Here is an 18,500-nt window from a genome sequence, read left to right as displayed (position 1 = left end):
ACTTACCGTTTTGATTATAATGCAAAATTTAAACAAAAAAAGTGAAACCCAAAATATATTAAAAAAATTATATCACCTTGATCTTAAAAGCTTCCTGGTTAAGAGCTTTGAAACTTTACATCCCAATCAAAAATTTATTGATAACTGGCACCTTGATTTAATTCTTGAGCACCTAAGAGCAGTTGAGAAAAAACAGATAAAGCGATTATTAATTAATATGCCGCCTCGTGCACTAAAATCCTTTTGTATCAGTGTTGCCTGGCCGGCATGGATACTGGGCAATAACCCGAATAAGAAAATTATCGTGGCTTCTTATAACCAGGCATTAAGCAATAAGCATTCGCAGGATTCAAAGAGCATTACGGAAACTGGATGGTTTCAGCAATATTTTCCTAAGTTTAAAATTAAGCACGGGCAAAACCAAAAACATAAATTCTCAACCGATGAGCACGGGTTCAGGTTTGCAACCTCGGTAGGTAGTACACTGACGGGAGAAGGAGCAGATATTATAATAATTGATGACCCCGTTTCATCCCTCAAAGCAATGAGTAGACTTGAGCGCTTGAAATGTATTAATTGGTATGAGCAAACTCTTTCTTCACGCTTAAACGATAAAAAAAACGGGGCGATTATTTTAGTTATGCAAAGGTTACACCCTGATGATTTAAGCGGATATTTACTTAAGAAGAATATTTTTAAACATTTAAAGCTACAAGCGGTTGCTGAAAAAAATGAAGAAATAAAATTTAACAGTTTTTATCGCTTAAGAAAAAAAGGGGAGATACTTAATGAAAGTATAGATAATGCGGAAACTTTAAATATGTATAAACAAGAGATGGGAGCTTACGCATATGAAGCTCAGTATCAGCAAAATCCCTTGACGACTAACTCAGGAATAATAAAACCCAACTGGATTTTAAGATATGATAATGCCGAAGGGATAGAAGAAATATATCAAAGTTGGGATACCGCCATCAAAAATGGAGAGTCGAACGATTATTCCGTATGTACTACATGGGGGCTAAAAGAGAACAATTTTTATTTACTGGATATTTTTCGTGATAAACTCAATTACCCTGAACTTAAAAAAAGTATTTTGCAGCAACAGCAGAAACATAATGCAATCGGGATTATAATAGAAGATAAGGCAAGCGGCCAGCAACTTATCCAGGAATTGTTATCTTCGCCGCTTAACATTATTAAGTCCACTCCGAAATATGATAAAGTTACCAGATTAGTACTTACTTCAATATTATTTGAAGCAGGGAAAGTTTATTTTCCTAGCTGTAGAGAATGGCTTGAGGGGCTGGAAGAGGAGCTGTTTTGCTTCCCGAATGTAAAAAATGATGACCAAGTTGATTCTATAACTCAGTTTTTACTTTGGGTAAGAAATAAAAAAGAACTGGAAATGAGTTTAAGAAGAGTATAAAGTTTGCTTACAAAATCATAATAATATAGCTGATATGTCGGTAAAACCTAAATTTTACATTACTACTCCAATTTATTATGTAAATGATATTCCTCACATCGGGCATGCTTACACATCGCTTGCATGTGATATATTAGCAAGGTTTAAACGCCTGGACGGGTTTGATGTTATGTTCTTGACCGGCACCGATGAACATGGGCAAAAAATTGAAAAATCCGCGGTGAAAGCAGGCAAAGACCCGCAAGCATTTACCGATAAGGTCTATGTAAGCTTTAAAAATCTTTCTCAAACAATGAATTTTTCCAATGATGATTTTATCAGAACCTCTGAAGAAAGGCATAAAAAATATGTAGCTGAAATTTGGCAGAGATTAGTTGATAGCGGTAATATTTATTTAGGTAAATATTCAGGATGGTATGCAGTTCGTGACGAAGCTTTTTACAGTGAATCCGAGCTGGTTGACGGCAAAGCACCAACTGGAGCTGATGTGGAGTGGTTGGAAGAGCCCAGCTATTTCTTTAAATTATCGGCTTGGCAGGATAAGTTGCTTAAATTATATGAAGAAAGCCCGAATTTTATTGCACCTCCTTCAAGAAGGAATGAGGTGATATCTTTTGTGAAATCAGGCCTCACCGATTTATCGGTATCGAGAACCTCGTTTAAGTGGGGAATACCGGTTCCGGGAGATGAGCAGCATGTAATTTATGTTTGGCTGGATGCCTTATTTAATTATATATCGGCACTTGGAGGAGAAAATTCGCATTATTGGCCATGTGATTTACATGTGGTGGGTAAAGATATTTTAAGGTTTCATGCGGTTTATTGGCCGGCATTTTTGATGGCTGCCGGAATTGAGCTCCCGAAAAAAGTTTTTGCGCATGGTTGGTGGACTAACGAAGGGGTTAAAATATCAAAGTCATTAGGTAATACTATTAATCCCGTGAACTTGGTTGAAGAATTCGGCTTAGATTATGTTCGTTATTTTATGATGAAGGAGGTGCCGTTCGGTAATGACGGTAATTACTCAAGATCAAGTTTTATCAGCAGAGTAAATGCGGATCTGGCTAATAATATCGGTAATTTATCGCAAAGAGTGCTCTCCTTTATATATAAAAATTGCGAAATGAAAGTACCTTATTCTTCCACATTAAACGATAAGGATGTTGAATTTTTAAATTTTGCTTATCAGACAATTGATAAGATAAGAAAAGAAATCGATCAACAGGGCATAAATCATGCTATACAATTTATCATAGATTTAAGTGCAAAAGCTAACGAATATATTGATCGCGAGGCTCCTTGGAATTTAAGAAAAACCGATGTAGAGAGAATGGGTTCGGTACTATATACTTTAGCTGAAGTAATAAGAGTAATTGCAATTTTATTACAACCTATAATGCCTGATGCTTCCGGCAAAATTCTTGATATTCTAAATGTTAAAGAAAGAAGCTTTAATACTTTAAACAAAGACTTTGCTTTGAAAGAAGGCCATGAAATTAATGAGCCGTTCGGAGTATTTCCGAGGTTGGAAGGTTAAGCTAACCGGTAACACCTTGCCCGTTTAATATGGGTGAGGTATTTTATTATTAATCCTTTTTAATTATTATCATGATATCATTTTTGCCGGCTAGCCCGAGTTTCCTTCTTACCAGCTCGTCAAGCATATCAAGATCAACTTTATCTTTGCTTATAAGCCCGACTTTATTTTCCAGTTGAGATTTTTCAGTAGTTAAGCTCGTCAGAGTACTCCGTTTAATTTCCAGTTCCTTAGAAAGCCTTCGATAGGCAAATATACCGCGTTCTCCGTTTAACGAGTGATAAATAAAATAAATAACCAATAAATATATTATAAGATTAAGCCCGATTATACTTAAATTGGCGGCCTTTTTGTTATTTTGATGTTTACTCATATTGATATATTAATTTAAAAATACTGAAATCAAAGTTGCAAGTTATACTTAAAAATATTATTATATTCCACTAATTAGCATAACATGGGATATATGGCAACAGTACTCTTAATCTTACAAATCTTCATCGTTTTAGCGCTGGTCGCAGTTATTTTAATACAAAAAACAGGAAATGACGGGCTTTCAGGTCTATCAGGAGGCGGGCATAACGTTTTATCCGGCCGAGCAACAGGTAATATTTTTTCTAAACTAACAATGTTTTTAGCTGCAGCATTTATGATAAACAGCTTAGCTTTAGCAAAACTGGTGATATTAGAAAGAAAAGAAGCTAAATCAATAATTGAATCTATCGGAGACGAACATCTGGTGATTGACCGTAAGCATTCCCGTAAGGCTAAGGAAATGCCGCAAGCACCGATTGCAAAATAAATATGGCAAAATTTATCTTTATTACGGGCGGAGTCGTTTCTTCTTTGGGAAAAGGCCTGGCCTCCGCTTCACTGGGAGCATTGCTGCAAGCAAGAGGATATAAAATAAGACTGAAAAAACTTGATCCTTATTTGAATGTTGATCCGGGCACTATGAGCCCTTACCAACACGGGGAAGTTTTTGTAACCGATGATGGGGCAGAGGCGGATCTTGATCTCGGGCATTATGAAAGATTTACCGGGGTTCCGGCTAGAAAAGGTGATAATACTACTGCCGGCAGAATATACTCTAAGCTTCTTGCTAAAGAGAGAAGGGGAGATTATTTAGGCGGAACCGTGCAGGTAATACCACATGTGACCGATTTAATTAAAGAGTTTATCAAAGAAGGCACGGAAGATGCAGACTTCGTATTATGTGAAATAGGCGGCACGGTCGGAGATATTGAAGCACTGCCGTTTTTCGAAGCAATTAGGCAGCTAGGCTATGAGTTCGGTAGCAGTAAGTCTATCTATGTACATTTGACTTTAGTTCCTTATATAAATGCGGCAAAAGAGCTAAAAACCAAGCCTACCCAACATTCGGTAAAAGAATTAAGATCGATTGGTATTCAGCCTAATATCTTATTATGCCGTTCGGAAAGAGAAATTCCGCTCTCCGAGCGTCAAAAGATTGCTCTGTTTTGCAATATTCCGGAAGATTCGGTAATCCAGGCGTTAGACCAGAAAAACATATACCGCGTTCCAGTTGCTTACCATGAAGAGCAACTTGATAAGCAGGTATTAAAATGCTTCAATCTACCTTATGATGTGAAACCTAATCTTGATAAGTGGCATAATATTATTCATTCAGCAGAAAACCCGGAACAAGAAGTAAAAATTGCGATCGTCGGTAAATATAATAAGCTTAAAGATGCTTATAAATCTTTAATTGAAGCTTTTGATCACGCCGGAATATATCATAAATGTGTAGTTAAACTATGTTGGGTAAATGCATCAAGCCTTAATGATTTAAATGCAGATGAAAAACTTAAAGACGTACATGGAATCATGGTGCCCGGTGGTTTCGGAAGCCGAGGCATAGAAGGGAAAATTGCTGCAATAAAATATGCGCGTATCAACAAGATTCCTTTTTTCGGTATTTGCCTTGGGATGCAATTAGCTTCTATTGAAGCGGCCAGGAATTTGTTGAATATTGAAAATGCAAGTTCAACTGAATTTACTGAGCACTGCACTAATATTATCGGATTACTTACCGAATGGGAAAAAAGCGGAGCTACCGAGAAGCGGGAAGTAAATGAAGATTTGGGCGGCACTATGCGCTTGGGAGCTTATGATTGTGTATTACAAAAAGATACCCTTGCATACCAAATTTATAACCGGGAGATTATAAGCGAACGCCATCGACATAGGTATGAATTCAATATTAACTATAAAGATGGATTGGAATCCGTCGGTTTCACTTTTAGCGGAATATCAAAAGATAAAAAGCTTATGGAAATTATCGAACTTAAAGATCACCCATGGTTTTTAGGGGTACAGTTTCACCCTGAATTAAAATCTAAGCCATTCGAGCCACATCCTCTCTTTACATCTTTTATAAATGCTGTGATAAATAATAGAAAAGGCATTTTATAAATTAGAGTTAAGGTTAAAGGCTCATACATATGAGGAAAGTAGAAAAACAAAGTGAGGCAACTTCCCCGATAGGTATCGGCGGGTTTTTTATAACCGTGCTTATGGTTATTATTGCCGTCTTTTCTACTCATGTATTATTTTTAATTCTCTTTGGAATGTTACCCGGATTTATTGCAGGCGTAGTAGATCGTTATCAAAACAAATACTTAACGAAAATAGTATTAATGTTTAACTTTGCCGGCATAGCCCCGTACTTAATACAAATTATTCTCAATTACAGCCAAGCTCATGATATGGCGATCAAATTTATTCTTGAGCCTAAAACCTGGTTATATATTTACAGCTATAGTACAATTGGTTGGGTAGTTTACTGGTGTTTTCCGAATATAAATTTGTTAATAAAAAATGTTTTAGTCCAGTTTAAGATTAATAAGCTCAACGACGAACTTGATAAGCTTGTTAATGAATGGGGAAAAGAAGTTAAGAAAAGAGATAACGAATAATTTAAGTTATTCATTCTATTTAAGAGAGGAGATCTAAAATACTATTTACCTAGCTTAAACCCTAAACTATTTAATTAATTCTCCTTGATCATTTGGGGCTTTTAGATATAAAATCAAATAGCTTAATTAAATTTTAGTTGCAAACATGTCAGACATAAAAATAGTAGATTTACCTCACGACTATAAGCCTTCCGAATCTGAAGAATATATGGGGTCTTATCAGTTGGAGTACTTTAGAAGAAAGCTATTAAAATGGAAAGCGGATTTACTTTCCGAATCTATGCAGACAGTTGAACACTTGAAGGAAGAGAACTGGAACGAGCCGGATTTGAATGACCGGGCAAGTATTGAAACAGAGACTACTTTTGAGCTCAGAACCCGTGATAGGTATCGTAAACTTATTGATAAGATTGATGCTGCGTTAATGAGGATTGCTAAAGGTACTTACGGGTATTGTGATGATACCGGTGAGCCGATCGGAGTTAAGAGGTTGGAAGCAAGGCCGGTCGCTACCCTCTCAATTGAAGCGCAGGAAAGACATGAACGTTTTGAAAAGAGCCATAATGAAGATTAATTTACGGATAGCTCCGGGTATTAACTTGTCGTATTTAATTCTTAACCTGAAAAGTAGTTTTTAAAGAAGATTTAAGGTGGGCTCTATTTTGAGATAGAGTTATATGCCTTTGACCACTAAAAAGGGCTAGTGGCTTGTGTCTGGGATATTGTAAAAAGATGCAGTTAATCCAAATTGATCATAAAAGAGAAGAGATGATCGCTAAAGTCACTTAAGCTACTGCCGATAAAAGGAAAAAGAAAAATAAGACTTAAGAATACTACGATGACCTTCGGTACGAATGAAAGAGTAGCTTCTTGAATTTGAGTTAATGCCTGGAAGAGGGAAATTATCAGCCCGATAAAAAGTGAAATAAGTAAAAGAGGTAAGGCTAACTTAAAGTATACCCAGATCGCCTCTTTTGCTATATCAATTATTAAATTAGGTTCCATCAGTTTATAACTTTGCTTTCTTCTTCTTTATTCGGTGCCGCTTCATTGGCTTTCTTCTGAGAATAAAGCCCCATAAAATCGATAGGTGAAATCATAAGCGGTGGAAAGCCACCGTCTCTGGAGACGTCGGAAATAATCCTTCTTGCATAAGGAAAAAGAATAGAAGGACAGTAAACCAGAAGGGTGAGTTCTTTTTCGGCATCATTCTCAGCTTCAAGGGTAAACACTCCTCCGTAATGCAAATCAATGATGAATAAATCTTCTCCCTTAGCAGAGCTTCGCACCTCAATACTCAGTACTACTTCAAAAACCATAGGTTCCAGAGGAGTAACTAAAATATCAAGAGAGACGTTCATCTGGGGTTGCTCTTCGAGCATTAAGCTCATAGGAGATTTAGGATTTTCAAATGATAAATCTTTAATATATTGTGCATTTACTACTACTGAGCTCTTTTTCTGAGGTTGCTCCGAATTATTTTCCATATTGCTTCCAAACTAATTTACTAAATTTAATTTATAGCAAATTATCTTGTACAAGACAAAGATAATCTGATAAAAATATAGTATAAATAAATTTATAAATTTGAAAGTATTATTACTATGTTGGATGTATTGATTTTAGCGGTTATTGCAGGTTTTATATTTACTAAGCTTTTTAAAACTTTAGGAAAAGTTGAAGATGGGGATGAGACAAGAACAAATGAAATAATAAAGAACTTCAAAAAGCGCCAATCCAGAGAAGATAATACCGAAGCTGAAATTGATATTGCTTCGGCATTTGAAGCCTCAATGCCGCAGAAGGTAAGAGATACTTTTGATAAAGCACGAAAAATAGATCCGAGGTTTAATGCGGAAAAATTTATAAACGGGGCAAAGCAAGCATTTGAGGTGATTGTGAAGGCGTATGTAGGAGGTGATAAATCGGTATTACAACAACTGCTTAGCCGCGATGTATTCAGTAGCTTTGCAAGAGAAATCGAGAGAAGAAATGATGCGAAAGAAGTACATGAAAGTACACTTATAAGGTTTAAAGAGTGCGAGATTACCGATGCTGAGCTAAACGGTAACATTTTAACTATTTCAGTAAAATTTATCAGTGAGCAAATTAATCTGATTAAGGATAACTTAGGTAACATTATCACGGGTGACCCTTCAAAAATTCAAACAATTCAAGATGTCTGGGTTTTTGCTAAGCACCTAAAGGGTAACACTTCTATCTGGGAATTAGTAGAAACAAAAAACATATGAATCCAAATAAGATAAAAGCTCCCTGGATTATGTTCCTCTTAGTTATACTTGGGCTGAGTTCTTGTGCCCCGACCAAAACTAAAAAACAATTAAAAGAAGTGCATTTCCAGCAAGCGGCTTTTAGTGATTTAAAACACTGGGAATATGATTGCCAACTTGACGCCTTTAAAGCTTTTCAAAAATCCTGCCAAGCTATAATCAAACGCAAACCGAATAAGCATATCAGTAAACTCACAGATATCGGCGGAGTAGTGGGTGATTGGATGCCTGTCTGTAATGAAGCATTAAGTTCAAACTTAAAAAATAATTTAGTGGCAAGGCTGTTTTTTGAAAAGTGGTTTATTCCTTATAAGGTATTTGATGCTAAGATGAGTGATGTAGGTAAATTTACCGGTTATTATGAAATTGAATTAAATGGAAGTAGGAAAAAAACAAAAAAATTCAAATATCCGATATATGCTACCCCTAAAGATATTTTAAAATTAAAAGGCAAAGCTCACTTTTCGCATTCTGCAATCAATAAAGGATTGCTAAACGGTAAAAAATTGGAAATTGCTTATACGGACAATAAAGCCAGGCTTTTCTTTATGCATATCCAAGGATCAGGAGTAGTCAAATTGCAGGAAGGAGGAGAGCTCAAGGTCGGTTACCATAATGAAAACGGGCATTCCTATAAGTCAATCGGGCCTCTTTTTAAAAAGCATTGTAAGGATAAAATATCCTCAGCTGTTGATATGATGGTATGGCTACATAAAAACCCGAGTGCTGGCAAAAAGATTATGGAAGAAAATCCGTCTTATGTATTTTTCCGTTCAGTTAAGGGGGATAGCCCGATAGGCGGGCAGGGCGTGCCGTTAACTTCCGAGAGATCAATTGCAATTGATGCAAGATTATATCCGTATGGAGCTCCGGTTTGGGTGGAAACCACTACTCCTAAAACTACTAACTTTCCTTCATTTGATTATAACCGTTTATTCATAGCGCAAGATACGGGTGGAGCGATTAAGGGAGCGATACGCGCGGATATATTTTACGGCAGGGGGAAAGTAGCTGAAGAGCTTGCCGGATATATGAATAATAAAGGCTCATATTATATTATGTTTCCAAAAAATATCAGAATTCCTTGTGTTTATCGAGCTCATTAAATAATTTTGCATCTAATTTAAATAGTGGTAAAGTGGTGAAGAAATTTATATTTAGTATTCCTCATGAAAATTTGGATTGTAGATGCTTTTACCTCCGAGCAATTTAAGGGCAACCCTGCTGGTGTTTGTATTGTTAAAGAATTCCCTTCTCAAGAATTAATGCAAAATATTGCAAAAGAAGTAAATCATTCCGAAACTGCTTTTGTGAAGCCGCTGGCTAAAAATTCCTACCATATCAGGTGGTTTACCCCTAACTCCGAAGCTCCCCTCTGCGGGCATGCAACTCTTGCATCAAGCCATATCCTTATTCAAGAAGGATTACATAATGAAAATGATGAGATTAGTTTTAAGAGTTTAGCCGGGGAACTAATTGTCAATAAAACCGGAGAATGGCTAAACTTGAATTTCCCGCTTTATAATGTAACCTCAATTGAATATTCTCCGTCAATTGCTGAAATTATTAAAATTAAACCTGCATTTGTCGGGTTTTCCGAGAATTGTATATTTACCGAGTTTGCCGAAGCTAGAGAGGTAAAAGAATTAGCTCCCGATTTGGCGTTGCTTACAAAATATCCATGCCGCGCTTTGATCGCAACTTCTCGCGATGATAAATATGACTTTATTTCAAGATATTTTGCCCCTCGAGTAGGGATCAATGAGGATCCGGTATGTGCATCGGCACATTGTAGGCTTATCCCTTATTGGAGCGAAAAATTGAATAAAACTGAAATGATCGCTTACCAGGCTTCTGCAAGGGGTGGGGTGATTAAGTGTAAAAATCTTGGAAATAAGGTTTTAATTTCAGGTAAAGCTGTTACAGTAATAGTAGGTGAATTAAACTTGTTAAATATTAAAGAGTTAAGAGATGTTGCATAGTATACACTGGGATGAATATTTTATGACCATGGCTTATTTGGTCTCAATGAAAAGCAAAGACCCGAGCACCCGTGTTGGGGCAGTAATTGTGGGGCCTGATAAAGAAATAAGATCAACCGGATATAACGGTTTGCCTAGAGCAATTGCTGATCATGATTACCGTTATTATGATAGAGAGTATAAATTGCTTGCGGTTAACCATGCTGAAGAAAATGCAATTTTACACTGTGCACGGATTGGGGTTTCAGCTAAAGGCTGCACAATATATACACCTTGGATACCATGTTCAAGATGCGCAAAATCAATTATACAGGCCGGTATTACCGAAGTGGTTTATGATGTTAATTTCCCGGGCAACCACCAGGATAACCAGGAAGATTGGAAACGCAGCATTGAAATTTCCCGTGAACTTATGACCGAAGCTGAAGTTAAGATAAGAGAATTTGACGGTAAAATAGTAAAAATTGAAGGCTTGTATAAAGAAAAGCCTTATGATCTCTTTTAGTTAAATATTTGAGTTTTTAGCGCTCCTTTATATTTTCACAAATCTAGTGTTTATTTTTATGTTAAAAGTAGATTATAGTGAATGAAAATTAAGTATAGGAGATGAAATAAAATGGCTAAACATGAAACATTAAATTTAATAAACGATTTTCTTAATGATAAGAAAAATGTTAAGAATTTTATAAATTTTATAAAAAATGCAGAAGAAATGCTAAACGGGATGTTTGAAAACTTAAAGCCTTTGGCTCATAAGATTGTGGAAATAATAGCGAACGCTAATAAAAATAGTGAATCAAAATTACATTATGATGTGATAATTGATAATCCTAAACTTTTAATGAAAGATTTATCAAATGGTGCTGACCCCGATATTCAACGTAAAAGTGACGGTTTAACTCCGCTTCACTTAGCGGCATTTACCGGTAAAAAGGATTTAGTTGAGCTGCTACTGAAATATAAAGCCGATCCTAATATAGTAAGTTATAAAGATCACTATACCGCACTTCATGCTGCTTCCATATGTCAAAATCAAGAAGATGCATTTGAGGTAGCAAAACTGTTGGTTAGGTACGGAGCAAGGGCTGATTTGATTGATGAACAAGGTAATAAAGCTTATGATTATGCGCTTAAGAACAATAAAAATATAGCCACCTTACTTAAAGATACTGAAGCATCTCAAAACATATGGAACGGTTATCATAAAGTTATAAAAAGTGAAGAGCTGCCCGGAGTCGATATTGTTGAGTTAAGGCATGCACTTAATAACAACCAGTTTGACGTGGTATACAAACTTAGCGAAGAAAGCCATATAGATTATCATGAAGTGGCTGATTGGGCTAAATACCATAACTATGAGGATAAAGTCGGCAGTATTTTAAGCATGTGCGAGCACACTCACCACCATGAGCTGTAGGTATGAAAACCGAAGATATTCAAACGAATAAAATTTAACTATATAATGAAAATAAAAAAAGCGCTAATATTAGCGCTTTTTTTATTCTTAATATTTTGGATTTTATTTATAGAACTTCTTCTTTAAGTTTACCTTCGTTTATGCTTTTCTGAAGGTTACTGTTAAATTGCCCGTATGCAAAATAAATAACCAGTATAAATGCAATCCAAATACCCGCATAAATAAATGTGGTTAATGAAAGGCCGGCAATAATTTGTACGAACAATATAACCCCTGCAAGCGGAATCCATGGAACCAGCGGGCATCTGAAGCCTCTTGGAAGATCAGGATATTTATATCTTAAGTAAAGTGTACCGAAGCATACAATTGCAAAAGTAACCATTGCACCGAAATTTGCAAGTTCAACAAGCTTATTGATTTGTAAAGTTGAACCGAGTATCGCTATAACACCTGCCGCAAGGAAAGTTAAAATATGCGGAGTATGATACTTCTTGTGACATTTAGCTAAAGCTTTAGGCAATAAACCGTCATGAGTAACGGTATATAGAACTCTTACCACTCCATATATTAAAACTAGAATTACCGAAGTTAAGCCGGCAACTGCTCCAATTTTAATTACAGTCGAAAACCACGGCATATTCATTTTATCAACCGCAACCGCAATCGGGCTACCTACACCGAGTTCAGTATAATTAGCAACTCCGGTTAGCACGCCTGATACTAAAATATAGGTGATGGTGCTGATAAAGAGAGAGCCTAAAATTCCGATTGGTAAATCTCTTTGCGGGTTTTTAGCTTCTTGTGCAGCAGTTGCAACTGCATCAAATCCGGTGAATGCCAGAAATACTACTCCTGCTCCGCCTATAATCCCGGAAATACCGAACTCTCCGAATTTTCCTGTATTCTCAGGAATAAACGGTATCCAGTTATTTACATCGACCTTAGTAGCACCGATTGCAATAAATCCAAGCAACACGGTCATTTTTATTACAACTATAATGGTATTGATTGTTGCAGAAGCATCAGATCCTAAAAAAACCACTATTGCAAGTAAACCGACAATAATTGCCGCAGGAAGATTTAAAATACATGTGACTGAAGAGCCGTCCGGTAAACTTAGCGCATTACCTGTAGGACAGGTATATTGAGGTGCTAAAGTGATACCGTAGTCACCTAAAAAGCTTAGCATATAATCCGACCAACCACTGGCAACTGCCGATGCTCCTAAAATATAGGTAAGTAAAATCATCCCTGAAATTATCCATGCTACCAATTCACCTAGCGTAGCATAGGTATATGTATAGGAACTTCCGGAAATCGGAATAGCGGAGGATAGTTCTGCATAACATAAACCTGCACAAGCACAGGCAAGGCCGCTTAAGGCGAAAGAAATAACAACCGCAGGGCCTGCATAGTGACCTGCTGCTGTTCCGGCTAATACAAATATTCCTGCACCTATAATTGCTCCGATCCCAAGCATTATAAGTTGGAAAGCGCCTAAAGACCTCTCCAGGCCATCCGAGCTATTTGCTTCTTTTACTAACTCGTCTATTGGTTTTCGAGTAAAATACCTTTTAAAACTCATTGTTATGCTCCTTTAAATTAAGCTCAATTATAATTTATTGATTTTAGTATGTAATAATATTGGTGCTGCTATATATACGGATGAATAAGTACCAAAAGCAATACCTACTAACATAGCCATACTGAATCCATAAATTACTTCACCTCCAAAGACGACTAAGGCAATACAAACAACTAAAGTGGTAAGTACCGTCATTATCGTTCTTGAAAGAGTTTCGTTTAAACTTAGGTTGATCAGTTTTGCAACATCCGTAAGTTTATATTTCCTAAAGTTTTCTCTAATTCTGTCAAAAATTACTACCGAATCGTTTATCGAATAACCGATTACGGTTAAAATCGCAGCAATGGAAGTTAAATTAAACTCTTCACCTGAAATTATATAAAACCCTAAAGTAACAAAAGCATCATGAACTAAAGCTAATATTGCGCCTACTCCGTATTGCCAGTTAAACCTGAACCAGATATATATCATCATCGATATTAAAGATAGCACGGTTGCTGAAATACCCTTAAATACTAAGTCTTTACCTACTTTAGGGCCGACATAATCAACTTTTCGGAATTCTACCTGCTTATCAAGGTGACGGACTAATAAATTCTTAACTTCTTCAACTTCCTGTTTTTGTTCCGCATTATCTTTAGGTTGAATCCTAATCAAAATTGTATCAGCTTGGCCTAAATTTTGTAAAGTTGCACCTTTGTAGCCCGCATTACTTAATAAATCTCTAAGGTCTTTCAGCTCGACTTCTTTTGAGGTTTTTATTTCAAATATTATTCCGCCCGTGAAATCAATACCAAGGTTCAACCCTTTTACAAAAAAAAGTACACATATTATAAGTGTTAACACTAAGCTGAATACAAATGCTATTGATTTTTTACCAATAAAATCAATCTGAGTGCCGGCAGGTATTAATGTAATCGGGAACTTCATCTTTACCAAAATAAAAAATAAAGCCTGATTATATAAAAAAGATTATATATTTCAATAAAATTTATCAAGAATTTTTATCTACGGATTTTAAAAGGTGTTAAATTTGTGCTTTGCAGCTTAATTTAATTTATTTTAATTATCTTTTACTTCAAAAGGTAAATTATGCAAATTTGATGAGTATATGCTATCTAAAGCAAATTCCAGTTTGTTTCTTTCTTTGTAAATTTCATACCAGACTCCGTATGTCAGAGGCTTAGGTATTTCCTTATCAAGGTTGCTCCTGTTCGCTATCGAATTAGTTGCGTTACCTGAAGTGGTCAGTTTTTTTTGTTTAAAGTAAGCGGTTATAGAAAATAATGATAACCAAAACCCTTTTAAAGAGAGCAGGCTAAATTTAGAAGGTGTAGTTTCTAAATTAGTGAATAAAGTAACTGTTGCCATTTTATTCCTCATGCTTGAATTATTCTTGCAGGTTAACAATCAAAAGTTAACAAATGGTTAACGAATCACTAAGAGGAAAAAAATTTTTATTTAACGGGCAAAACTTTAACGACTGACTAAATGAATCTGCCCTTCAGTTTTTTTAAGTGCATAGCCTTTATATAATAATTCATTGGAAAATATAGCGGGAGGTAATGTATAAATAATTTCAATTTCAGCTTCGGTTGCGCTTTTGTTTAAAAGTTTTATCTGCAGTATTTCTTTGATCTCTTCCAAATCTTTTTTAATTTTCATCCATCCTGCAGGCTTATTATATTTAACTATGAGTTTTGAAGAATAGTATCGTTCATTATCAAATACTTTTTCACCTTTCCAATCGGCATCAATTTTAATAGTAAGCTCATGTGCCGCACGCTTATAAAATTCTTTTTCGCTCTCATCTTTATTTCGTAAAAGCGAAGTATATCTATAATAATTATTGGTAGGATTCAAAAACCTTATGGTGATATCGAGTTTATTATCAAGTTCGGTGCTGAATATCGCAATCAAGCTTTCCGATTCATAATCTTTAAGTATCGAAGTATATTTTTCAAGAGGTGCCGACATTATTTCTTTAGGATTGAGAGCGCCTATGTCAATCAAATCTCCTTCGCTTAAAATATAATTCATTAAGCCTACTTTCAGCGAAGTTTCGTCCCAGGCATTTCTCCAATCATCGTTACTCCATATAGTGATACTACCGCCTTTGCTATGTAAAATCGGTATCAATAAAGCATTTTGTACAGTTCTACCGACGTATTTTATCCCTGAGGAATTTAAAAGATTGCGGATTTTTTTATGGTTAAATTTATAAGTAATAGTTGCTTTATAGGAATGAGAAGTCATTCTTTCAGATTCAATTTCTGTGTAATTAACAAAATCATAGGCATTCGTTCGATTGATAATTGAGCTGCTTTTATGGCGCTCATCATATACTATAATATTACTCAGTAATTTGTCCAAAGCCTCAATACTCCCGGCTCTAAGTGCTTTGTCGGTAGCTTCCTCTAAGGTTTCGCCTTCCGCATAAATATTAATATTTTTTACGGTAAAAATTTTCTGATCACTATGCTCTTCGTTCTCTTCGGAGTATGTAACTTGTGCTAAAGATATAAAAAGAAGAGTGAAAGCAAGCCTGATAAGAACACCGCCTATATTTTGCTTGTGGTTGAAATTGTTTAACAATAGTATGTTCATAAAGTTTTTTATAAAATTATTAAAATGCAAAAATTAATTGAAAAGTTATGTGATTTCCTTCCCCTGCTTGTATTCATTATAGCTTATTACAAAAGTGATATTGTAACTGCCACTACTTGCTTAATCATTGCTTCCCTTCTTTCTCTTTCGGTTGTTTATATTATAAAGCGCAAGCTACCTAAGATTATGGTTTTTTCTAATATTATTCTCATAATTTTCGGCGGAATCACAGTTTTTAGCGGAGACTCCACTTTCATTAAAATTAAGCCTACCATATTATATTTAAGCTTTGCTTCAATACTTATATATGATCTTATCGCAAAAAAAGCTTTATTAAAACATTTGTTTGGTCAAGCATTTGAGTTAGATGATAAAACTTATCTTAATTTATCAAAACAATGGCTGGTTTTCTTTATTACCTGTGCGGTTTTAAATGAAGTAATCTGGAGAAATTTCTCTGAAAGAACTTGGGTTTCTTTTAAAACTTTCGGGGTGTTGGGTTTAACTTTTGTCTTTACCCTTTTGCAAGTTGTTGCTTTGCAAAAGAAAAGTAAAACTAACATCAAGTAAAGAATAGGGCGGGGTGCGATATTCGGTAAAACCGCAATATGCAGCGCCGAAAAGATTTGTAATTAATTCAATGTATTTTTCTTCGGTTAGATCGGAAGAAAAAAGTTCCCTAATTGTCTTCGGATGATAATTTACGGATTTATATACTAAATTCTTACAGGAAAAGCTGATGAAATGCTTAATCGGGTTTGCGTAATCTTTTTTAGATGATAACTCACTTACTACTTGGATGGGCAGTTTTAAATTTAATTTATTTACTATATTAAATAGCGAATTATATTTTTGCTCAATTGTTAAGAAGAATTTATTATCAATTTGCAGAGGGAAAAACTGCCTAGCCGCATTTAAATCAGTAAGTTCAACTCCAATTAATGACTTTAATAATAAGTCATTAACTACGGGTGAAGTGGTTAATAATTTATTAAGTTTACTCGGCTCGGTTGCATGTAAAAATTCCTCTAAGCCATACCATAAATTAAAGTTTAAGAATGTTCCTTCAATCGTGTTTACTTGAGAAATCGCTCTAATCCCTGCCAGCACTTCTCCATTCGGATAAAACTTCGGGATGAGCCATGGCTTGAAAGCCGCGTTTTTACTATCTTCAGCTTTTCTGGAGCTAGGTCTAGAGCTGAAATTGTTAGTTTTAACAAATAACCAATAAGGTGAAGCCAAAGATAGATAATTTTCAAGTGAGCTTAAATTATCTCCTTTCTTAAAAAGATTCTTAAAGGAAATAACCGAGGATTCGGCTAATTTAGTGACCTCAGGAAGAAAGCTATCTTCAACTTTATGCAATTTAGAATTCAATATATGGAAAAAATATATTATGGTGTTATCTACCGTATTAAATAAATAACGTTTTTGATTACCTTGAATGGTTTGCTCGCTTTCAAAAAGAGTTGACCCGCCTCTGGATAAGTCAAGCCCGTTGCCGTGGAATATAGAAAGTTCCAAGTTTTGTTTTTCAAAATACTTTTTAATATCCGTGGTAACTTTTTCAATTAACGGAAGGATAAAAATTCCTGCTTCTTTTTCCGAGTCACTATAGCCCAGCATTATCTTTATCGGCTTATTTCCCTGTATGTCTTGATAATGGCTGTTGTTTAAACAAGCCTGCATGATAGAGGGGGCGTTAGTTATAGCTTCTATAGTTTCAAACAAAGGTATTATGGTCGGGTTCACTTTAAATATTCGGCATAGTGCAGCCGGGTTTAATATATCTGATATATTTTGGGTATCAGATATGATTAAGTTAGAAAATATATGCGGAAATTTAGCTATTGCCTGAATTCTTAAGAATTCAGTTTGAATTAACGGGTAATCCTTCAGAAACTTATTCTCTTTAAAGGCTTTAAATAAAGTTTCTTTGAGTGAGCTATCTTGAATAATATCCGTATAGGTTATCGGTTTTTTAAGAAACTTAGAAATTTGCAGGTAAACCCCGTCATAAACTCCGGCATTTTGCCTGACATCTATTAAAGCAAGGTGGAAACCGAAAGTAGTCAGCTGCATGCTAAAGTTTTCCAATATTGTTCCAATATGGGGATATTGTTTCAAAACTGCTTCATTTTTAAGCATAATATTATTAAAGAATGCTATAAAGCTTTTATAGTTTTCTTCTATATTTTTAGTATCACCGTGATATTGCACTAAAAGCAGCCTTAGCTGTATGATATTTTGATATAACCCGAGGTCAGGAATCTCTTTTTGGATTAATTGATTTAATACTTTTATATGCCAAGCAATCACTGCTTTCGATTGCGCTTCAACTGCATTTAGCATAGTGAGAGCAGTAATATTAGGATTGCCGTCGGCATCTCCACCCGTCCAGCTTCTCGGTTTCAGGAAATTATGTCTTTTAATTGTTTTTATCTCACTGCTTGAAAACGTCTCAACTATATTATTAATAAGTATAGGCAGTGCTTGATACAACTTATAAAAATACTCTAAATTATCTTTCACTTCATCTTCAACTGAAAGTTTGCACTTCGGGGTGAGCGGAGTTTGCATCAGCTCGAGCAAAAGAGCAGCTACAAACTTATCATCAAAAGAAGCCGGATTTTCTTCCAGGTGAATATGCAATTTAGAAACTTTATGCAAAATTTCATGAGAAAGCGGCTCAGTCGGGTGAGCTGTCAGCACC

The 18,500-nt window shown here is 35.4% G+C and carries 20 protein-coding genes; 12 read left to right on the top strand and 8 right to left on the bottom strand.

Annotated elements, in window-relative coordinates; translation table 11 throughout:
• Nucleotides 1-19 precede the first annotated feature (19 nt).
• The gene (terL, locus tag I862_RS03375) at nt 20-1,429 is read left to right on the top strand and encodes a phage terminase large subunit (protein ID WP_075260583.1); all 1,410 of its coding nucleotides are present in this window, start codon (nt 20-22) and stop codon (nt 1,427-1,429) included.
• 34 nt (nt 1,430-1,463) lie between these two features.
• A complete protein-coding gene (gene metG, locus I862_RS03370) occupies nt 1,464-2,966 on the top strand; it encodes a methionine--tRNA ligase (protein ID WP_038538957.1) in 1,503 nt (500 codons plus the stop codon).
• A gap of 49 nt (nt 2,967-3,015) precedes the next feature.
• Here metG and I862_RS03365 read toward each other — a convergent pair whose 3' ends face one another.
• Nucleotides 3,016-3,339, bottom strand: a complete 324-nt coding sequence (locus I862_RS03365; protein WP_038538955.1) for an FtsB family cell division protein — start codon at nt 3,337-3,339, stop codon at nt 3,016-3,018.
• Between the two features lie 93 nt (nt 3,340-3,432).
• Here I862_RS03365 and secG point away from each other — a divergent pair, with 93 nt between their 5' ends.
• From secG to dksA, 4 genes are all read left to right on the top strand, one after another.
• Nucleotides 3,433-3,768, top strand: coding sequence for a preprotein translocase subunit SecG (secG, locus tag I862_RS07835; protein ID WP_158499259.1), 336 nt, complete (start codon nt 3,433-3,435; stop codon nt 3,766-3,768).
• A gap of 2 nt (nt 3,769-3,770) precedes the next feature.
• On the top strand, nt 3,771-5,402 hold the full coding sequence (locus tag I862_RS03355; RefSeq protein WP_038538953.1) for a CTP synthase: 1,632 nt from the start codon (nt 3,771-3,773) through the stop codon (nt 5,400-5,402).
• Between the two features lie 29 nt (nt 5,403-5,431).
• On the top strand, nt 5,432-5,905 hold the full coding sequence (locus tag I862_RS03350) for a hypothetical protein (RefSeq protein WP_038538951.1): 474 nt from the start codon (nt 5,432-5,434) through the stop codon (nt 5,903-5,905).
• A gap of 160 nt (nt 5,906-6,065) precedes the next feature.
• Nucleotides 6,066-6,479: an RNA polymerase-binding protein DksA gene (gene dksA, locus I862_RS03345; protein ID WP_038541236.1), complete on the top strand. Its 414-nt coding sequence runs from the start codon at nt 6,066-6,068 to the stop codon at nt 6,477-6,479.
• Nucleotides 6,480-6,643: 164 nt separating this feature from the next.
• On the opposite strand, the gene fliQ is transcribed toward dksA, so the two are convergent.
• Nucleotides 6,644-6,910 (bottom strand): flagellar biosynthesis protein FliQ, encoded by a 267-nt coding sequence (fliQ, locus tag I862_RS03340; protein ID WP_038538949.1) that lies wholly within the window; start codon nt 6,908-6,910, stop codon nt 6,644-6,646.
• Nucleotides 6,910-7,392: a protein-export chaperone SecB gene (gene secB, locus I862_RS03335; protein WP_038538947.1), complete on the bottom strand. Its 483-nt coding sequence runs from the start codon at nt 7,390-7,392 to the stop codon at nt 6,910-6,912. The genes fliQ and secB overlap by 1 nt, the downstream gene beginning before the upstream one ends.
• Nucleotides 7,393-7,509: 117 nt before the next feature.
• Here secB and I862_RS03330 point away from each other — a divergent pair, with 117 nt between their 5' ends.
• From I862_RS03330 to I862_RS07830, 5 genes are all read left to right on the top strand, one after another.
• On the top strand, nt 7,510-8,157 hold the full coding sequence (locus I862_RS03330; protein ID WP_038538945.1) for a Tim44/TimA family putative adaptor protein: 648 nt from the start codon (nt 7,510-7,512) through the stop codon (nt 8,155-8,157).
• Complete coding sequence (gene mltA / locus I862_RS03325; RefSeq protein WP_052646361.1) at nt 8,154-9,302, top strand: murein transglycosylase A; 1,149 nt, start codon at nt 8,154-8,156, stop codon at nt 9,300-9,302. Before I862_RS03330 ends, mltA begins: the two co-directional genes overlap by 4 nt.
• 63 nt (nt 9,303-9,365) lie before the next feature.
• Entirely contained in the window at nt 9,366-10,178 is an 813-nt protein-coding gene (locus tag I862_RS03320) for a PhzF family phenazine biosynthesis protein (RefSeq protein ID WP_052646360.1), read from the top strand.
• A complete protein-coding gene (locus I862_RS03315; RefSeq protein ID WP_038538943.1) occupies nt 10,168-10,683 on the top strand; it encodes a deoxycytidylate deaminase in 516 nt (171 codons plus the stop codon). Before I862_RS03320 ends, I862_RS03315 begins: the two co-directional genes overlap by 11 nt.
• Nucleotides 10,684-10,794: 111 nt before the next feature.
• On the top strand, nt 10,795-11,595 hold the full coding sequence (locus I862_RS07830; protein WP_052646359.1) for an ankyrin repeat domain-containing protein: 801 nt from the start codon (nt 10,795-10,797) through the stop codon (nt 11,593-11,595).
• Between the two features lie 106 nt (nt 11,596-11,701).
• Here the strand turns inward: I862_RS07830 and I862_RS03305 are convergent, their stop codons facing one another.
• From I862_RS03305 to I862_RS03290, 4 genes are all read right to left on the bottom strand, one after another.
• Complete coding sequence (locus I862_RS03305) at nt 11,702-13,180, bottom strand: amino acid permease (protein WP_038538941.1); 1,479 nt, start codon at nt 13,178-13,180, stop codon at nt 11,702-11,704.
• A gap of 27 nt (nt 13,181-13,207) precedes the next feature.
• Nucleotides 13,208-14,110, bottom strand: a complete 903-nt coding sequence (gene secF, locus I862_RS03300; RefSeq protein ID WP_038538939.1) for a protein translocase subunit SecF — start codon at nt 14,108-14,110, stop codon at nt 13,208-13,210.
• A gap of 132 nt (nt 14,111-14,242) precedes the next feature.
• Entirely contained in the window at nt 14,243-14,551 is a 309-nt protein-coding gene (locus I862_RS03295; protein WP_038538938.1) for a hypothetical protein, read from the bottom strand.
• Between the two features lie 105 nt (nt 14,552-14,656).
• Nucleotides 14,657-15,787 carry a DUF2066 domain-containing protein gene (locus I862_RS03290; RefSeq protein ID WP_148299476.1) on the bottom strand — a complete coding sequence of 377 codons (1,131 nt, stop codon included), beginning with the start codon at nt 15,785-15,787 and terminating at the stop codon, nt 14,657-14,659.
• A gap of 24 nt (nt 15,788-15,811) precedes the next feature.
• Between I862_RS03290 and ispZ the strand changes: the two genes are divergently transcribed.
• Nucleotides 15,812-16,357, top strand: a complete 546-nt coding sequence (ispZ, locus tag I862_RS03285) for a septation protein IspZ (RefSeq protein WP_038538934.1) — start codon at nt 15,812-15,814, stop codon at nt 16,355-16,357.
• Here the strand turns inward: ispZ and I862_RS03280 are convergent.
• On the bottom strand, nt 16,289-18,499 hold the full coding sequence (locus tag I862_RS03280) for a phosphoenolpyruvate carboxylase (RefSeq protein ID WP_038538932.1): 2,211 nt from the start codon (nt 18,497-18,499) through the stop codon (nt 16,289-16,291). The genes ispZ and I862_RS03280 overlap by 69 nt on opposite strands.
• Nucleotide 18,500 lies beyond the last annotated feature (1 nt).

It is taken from the genome of endosymbiont of Acanthamoeba sp. UWC8, assembly GCF_000730245.1.
Lineage (GTDB): Bacteria > Pseudomonadota > Alphaproteobacteria > Rickettsiales > Midichloriaceae > Jidaibacter.
The sequence above is the reverse complement of the archived record's forward strand: the minus strand, read 5'-3'. Positions and strand labels throughout refer to the sequence as shown.

Coding starts and splice junctions, on each gene's coding strand:
- I862_RS03315 (WP_038538943.1), top strand. CDS start 10,168: ATGTTGCATAGTATACACTGGGATGAATATTTTATGACCATGGCTTAT.
- I862_RS03305 (WP_038538941.1), bottom strand. CDS start 13,180: ATGAGTTTTAAAAGGTATTTTACTCGAAAACCAATAGACGAGTTAGTA.
- I862_RS03350 (WP_038538951.1), top strand. CDS start 5,432: ATGAGGAAAGTAGAAAAACAAAGTGAGGCAACTTCCCCGATAGGTATC.
- I862_RS03320 (WP_052646360.1), top strand. CDS start 9,366: ATGAAAATTTGGATTGTAGATGCTTTTACCTCCGAGCAATTTAAGGGC.
- metG (WP_038538957.1), top strand. CDS start 1,464: ATGTCGGTAAAACCTAAATTTTACATTACTACTCCAATTTATTATGTA.
- secB (WP_038538947.1), bottom strand. CDS start 7,392: ATGGAAAATAATTCGGAGCAACCTCAGAAAAAGAGCTCAGTAGTAGTA.
- I862_RS03365 (WP_038538955.1), bottom strand. CDS start 3,339: ATGAGTAAACATCAAAATAACAAAAAGGCCGCCAATTTAAGTATAATC.
- I862_RS03290 (WP_148299476.1), bottom strand. CDS start 15,787: ATGAACATACTATTGTTAAACAATTTCAACCACAAGCAAAATATAGGC.
- I862_RS03330 (WP_038538945.1), top strand. CDS start 7,510: ATGTTGGATGTATTGATTTTAGCGGTTATTGCAGGTTTTATATTTACT.
- ispZ (WP_038538934.1), top strand. CDS start 15,812: ATGCAAAAATTAATTGAAAAGTTATGTGATTTCCTTCCCCTGCTTGTA.
- fliQ (WP_038538949.1), bottom strand. CDS start 6,910: ATGGAACCTAATTTAATAATTGATATAGCAAAAGAGGCGATCTGGGTA.
- I862_RS07830 (WP_052646359.1), top strand. CDS start 10,795: ATGGCTAAACATGAAACATTAAATTTAATAAACGATTTTCTTAATGAT.
- terL (WP_075260583.1), top strand. CDS start 20: ATGCAAAATTTAAACAAAAAAAGTGAAACCCAAAATATATTAAAAAAA.
- I862_RS03355 (WP_038538953.1), top strand. CDS start 3,771: ATGGCAAAATTTATCTTTATTACGGGCGGAGTCGTTTCTTCTTTGGGA.
- mltA (WP_052646361.1), top strand. CDS start 8,154: ATGAATCCAAATAAGATAAAAGCTCCCTGGATTATGTTCCTCTTAGTT.
- secF (WP_038538939.1), bottom strand. CDS start 14,110: ATGAAGTTCCCGATTACATTAATACCTGCCGGCACTCAGATTGATTTT.
- I862_RS03295 (WP_038538938.1), bottom strand. CDS start 14,551: ATGGCAACAGTTACTTTATTCACTAATTTAGAAACTACACCTTCTAAA.
- secG (WP_158499259.1), top strand. CDS start 3,433: ATGGCAACAGTACTCTTAATCTTACAAATCTTCATCGTTTTAGCGCTG.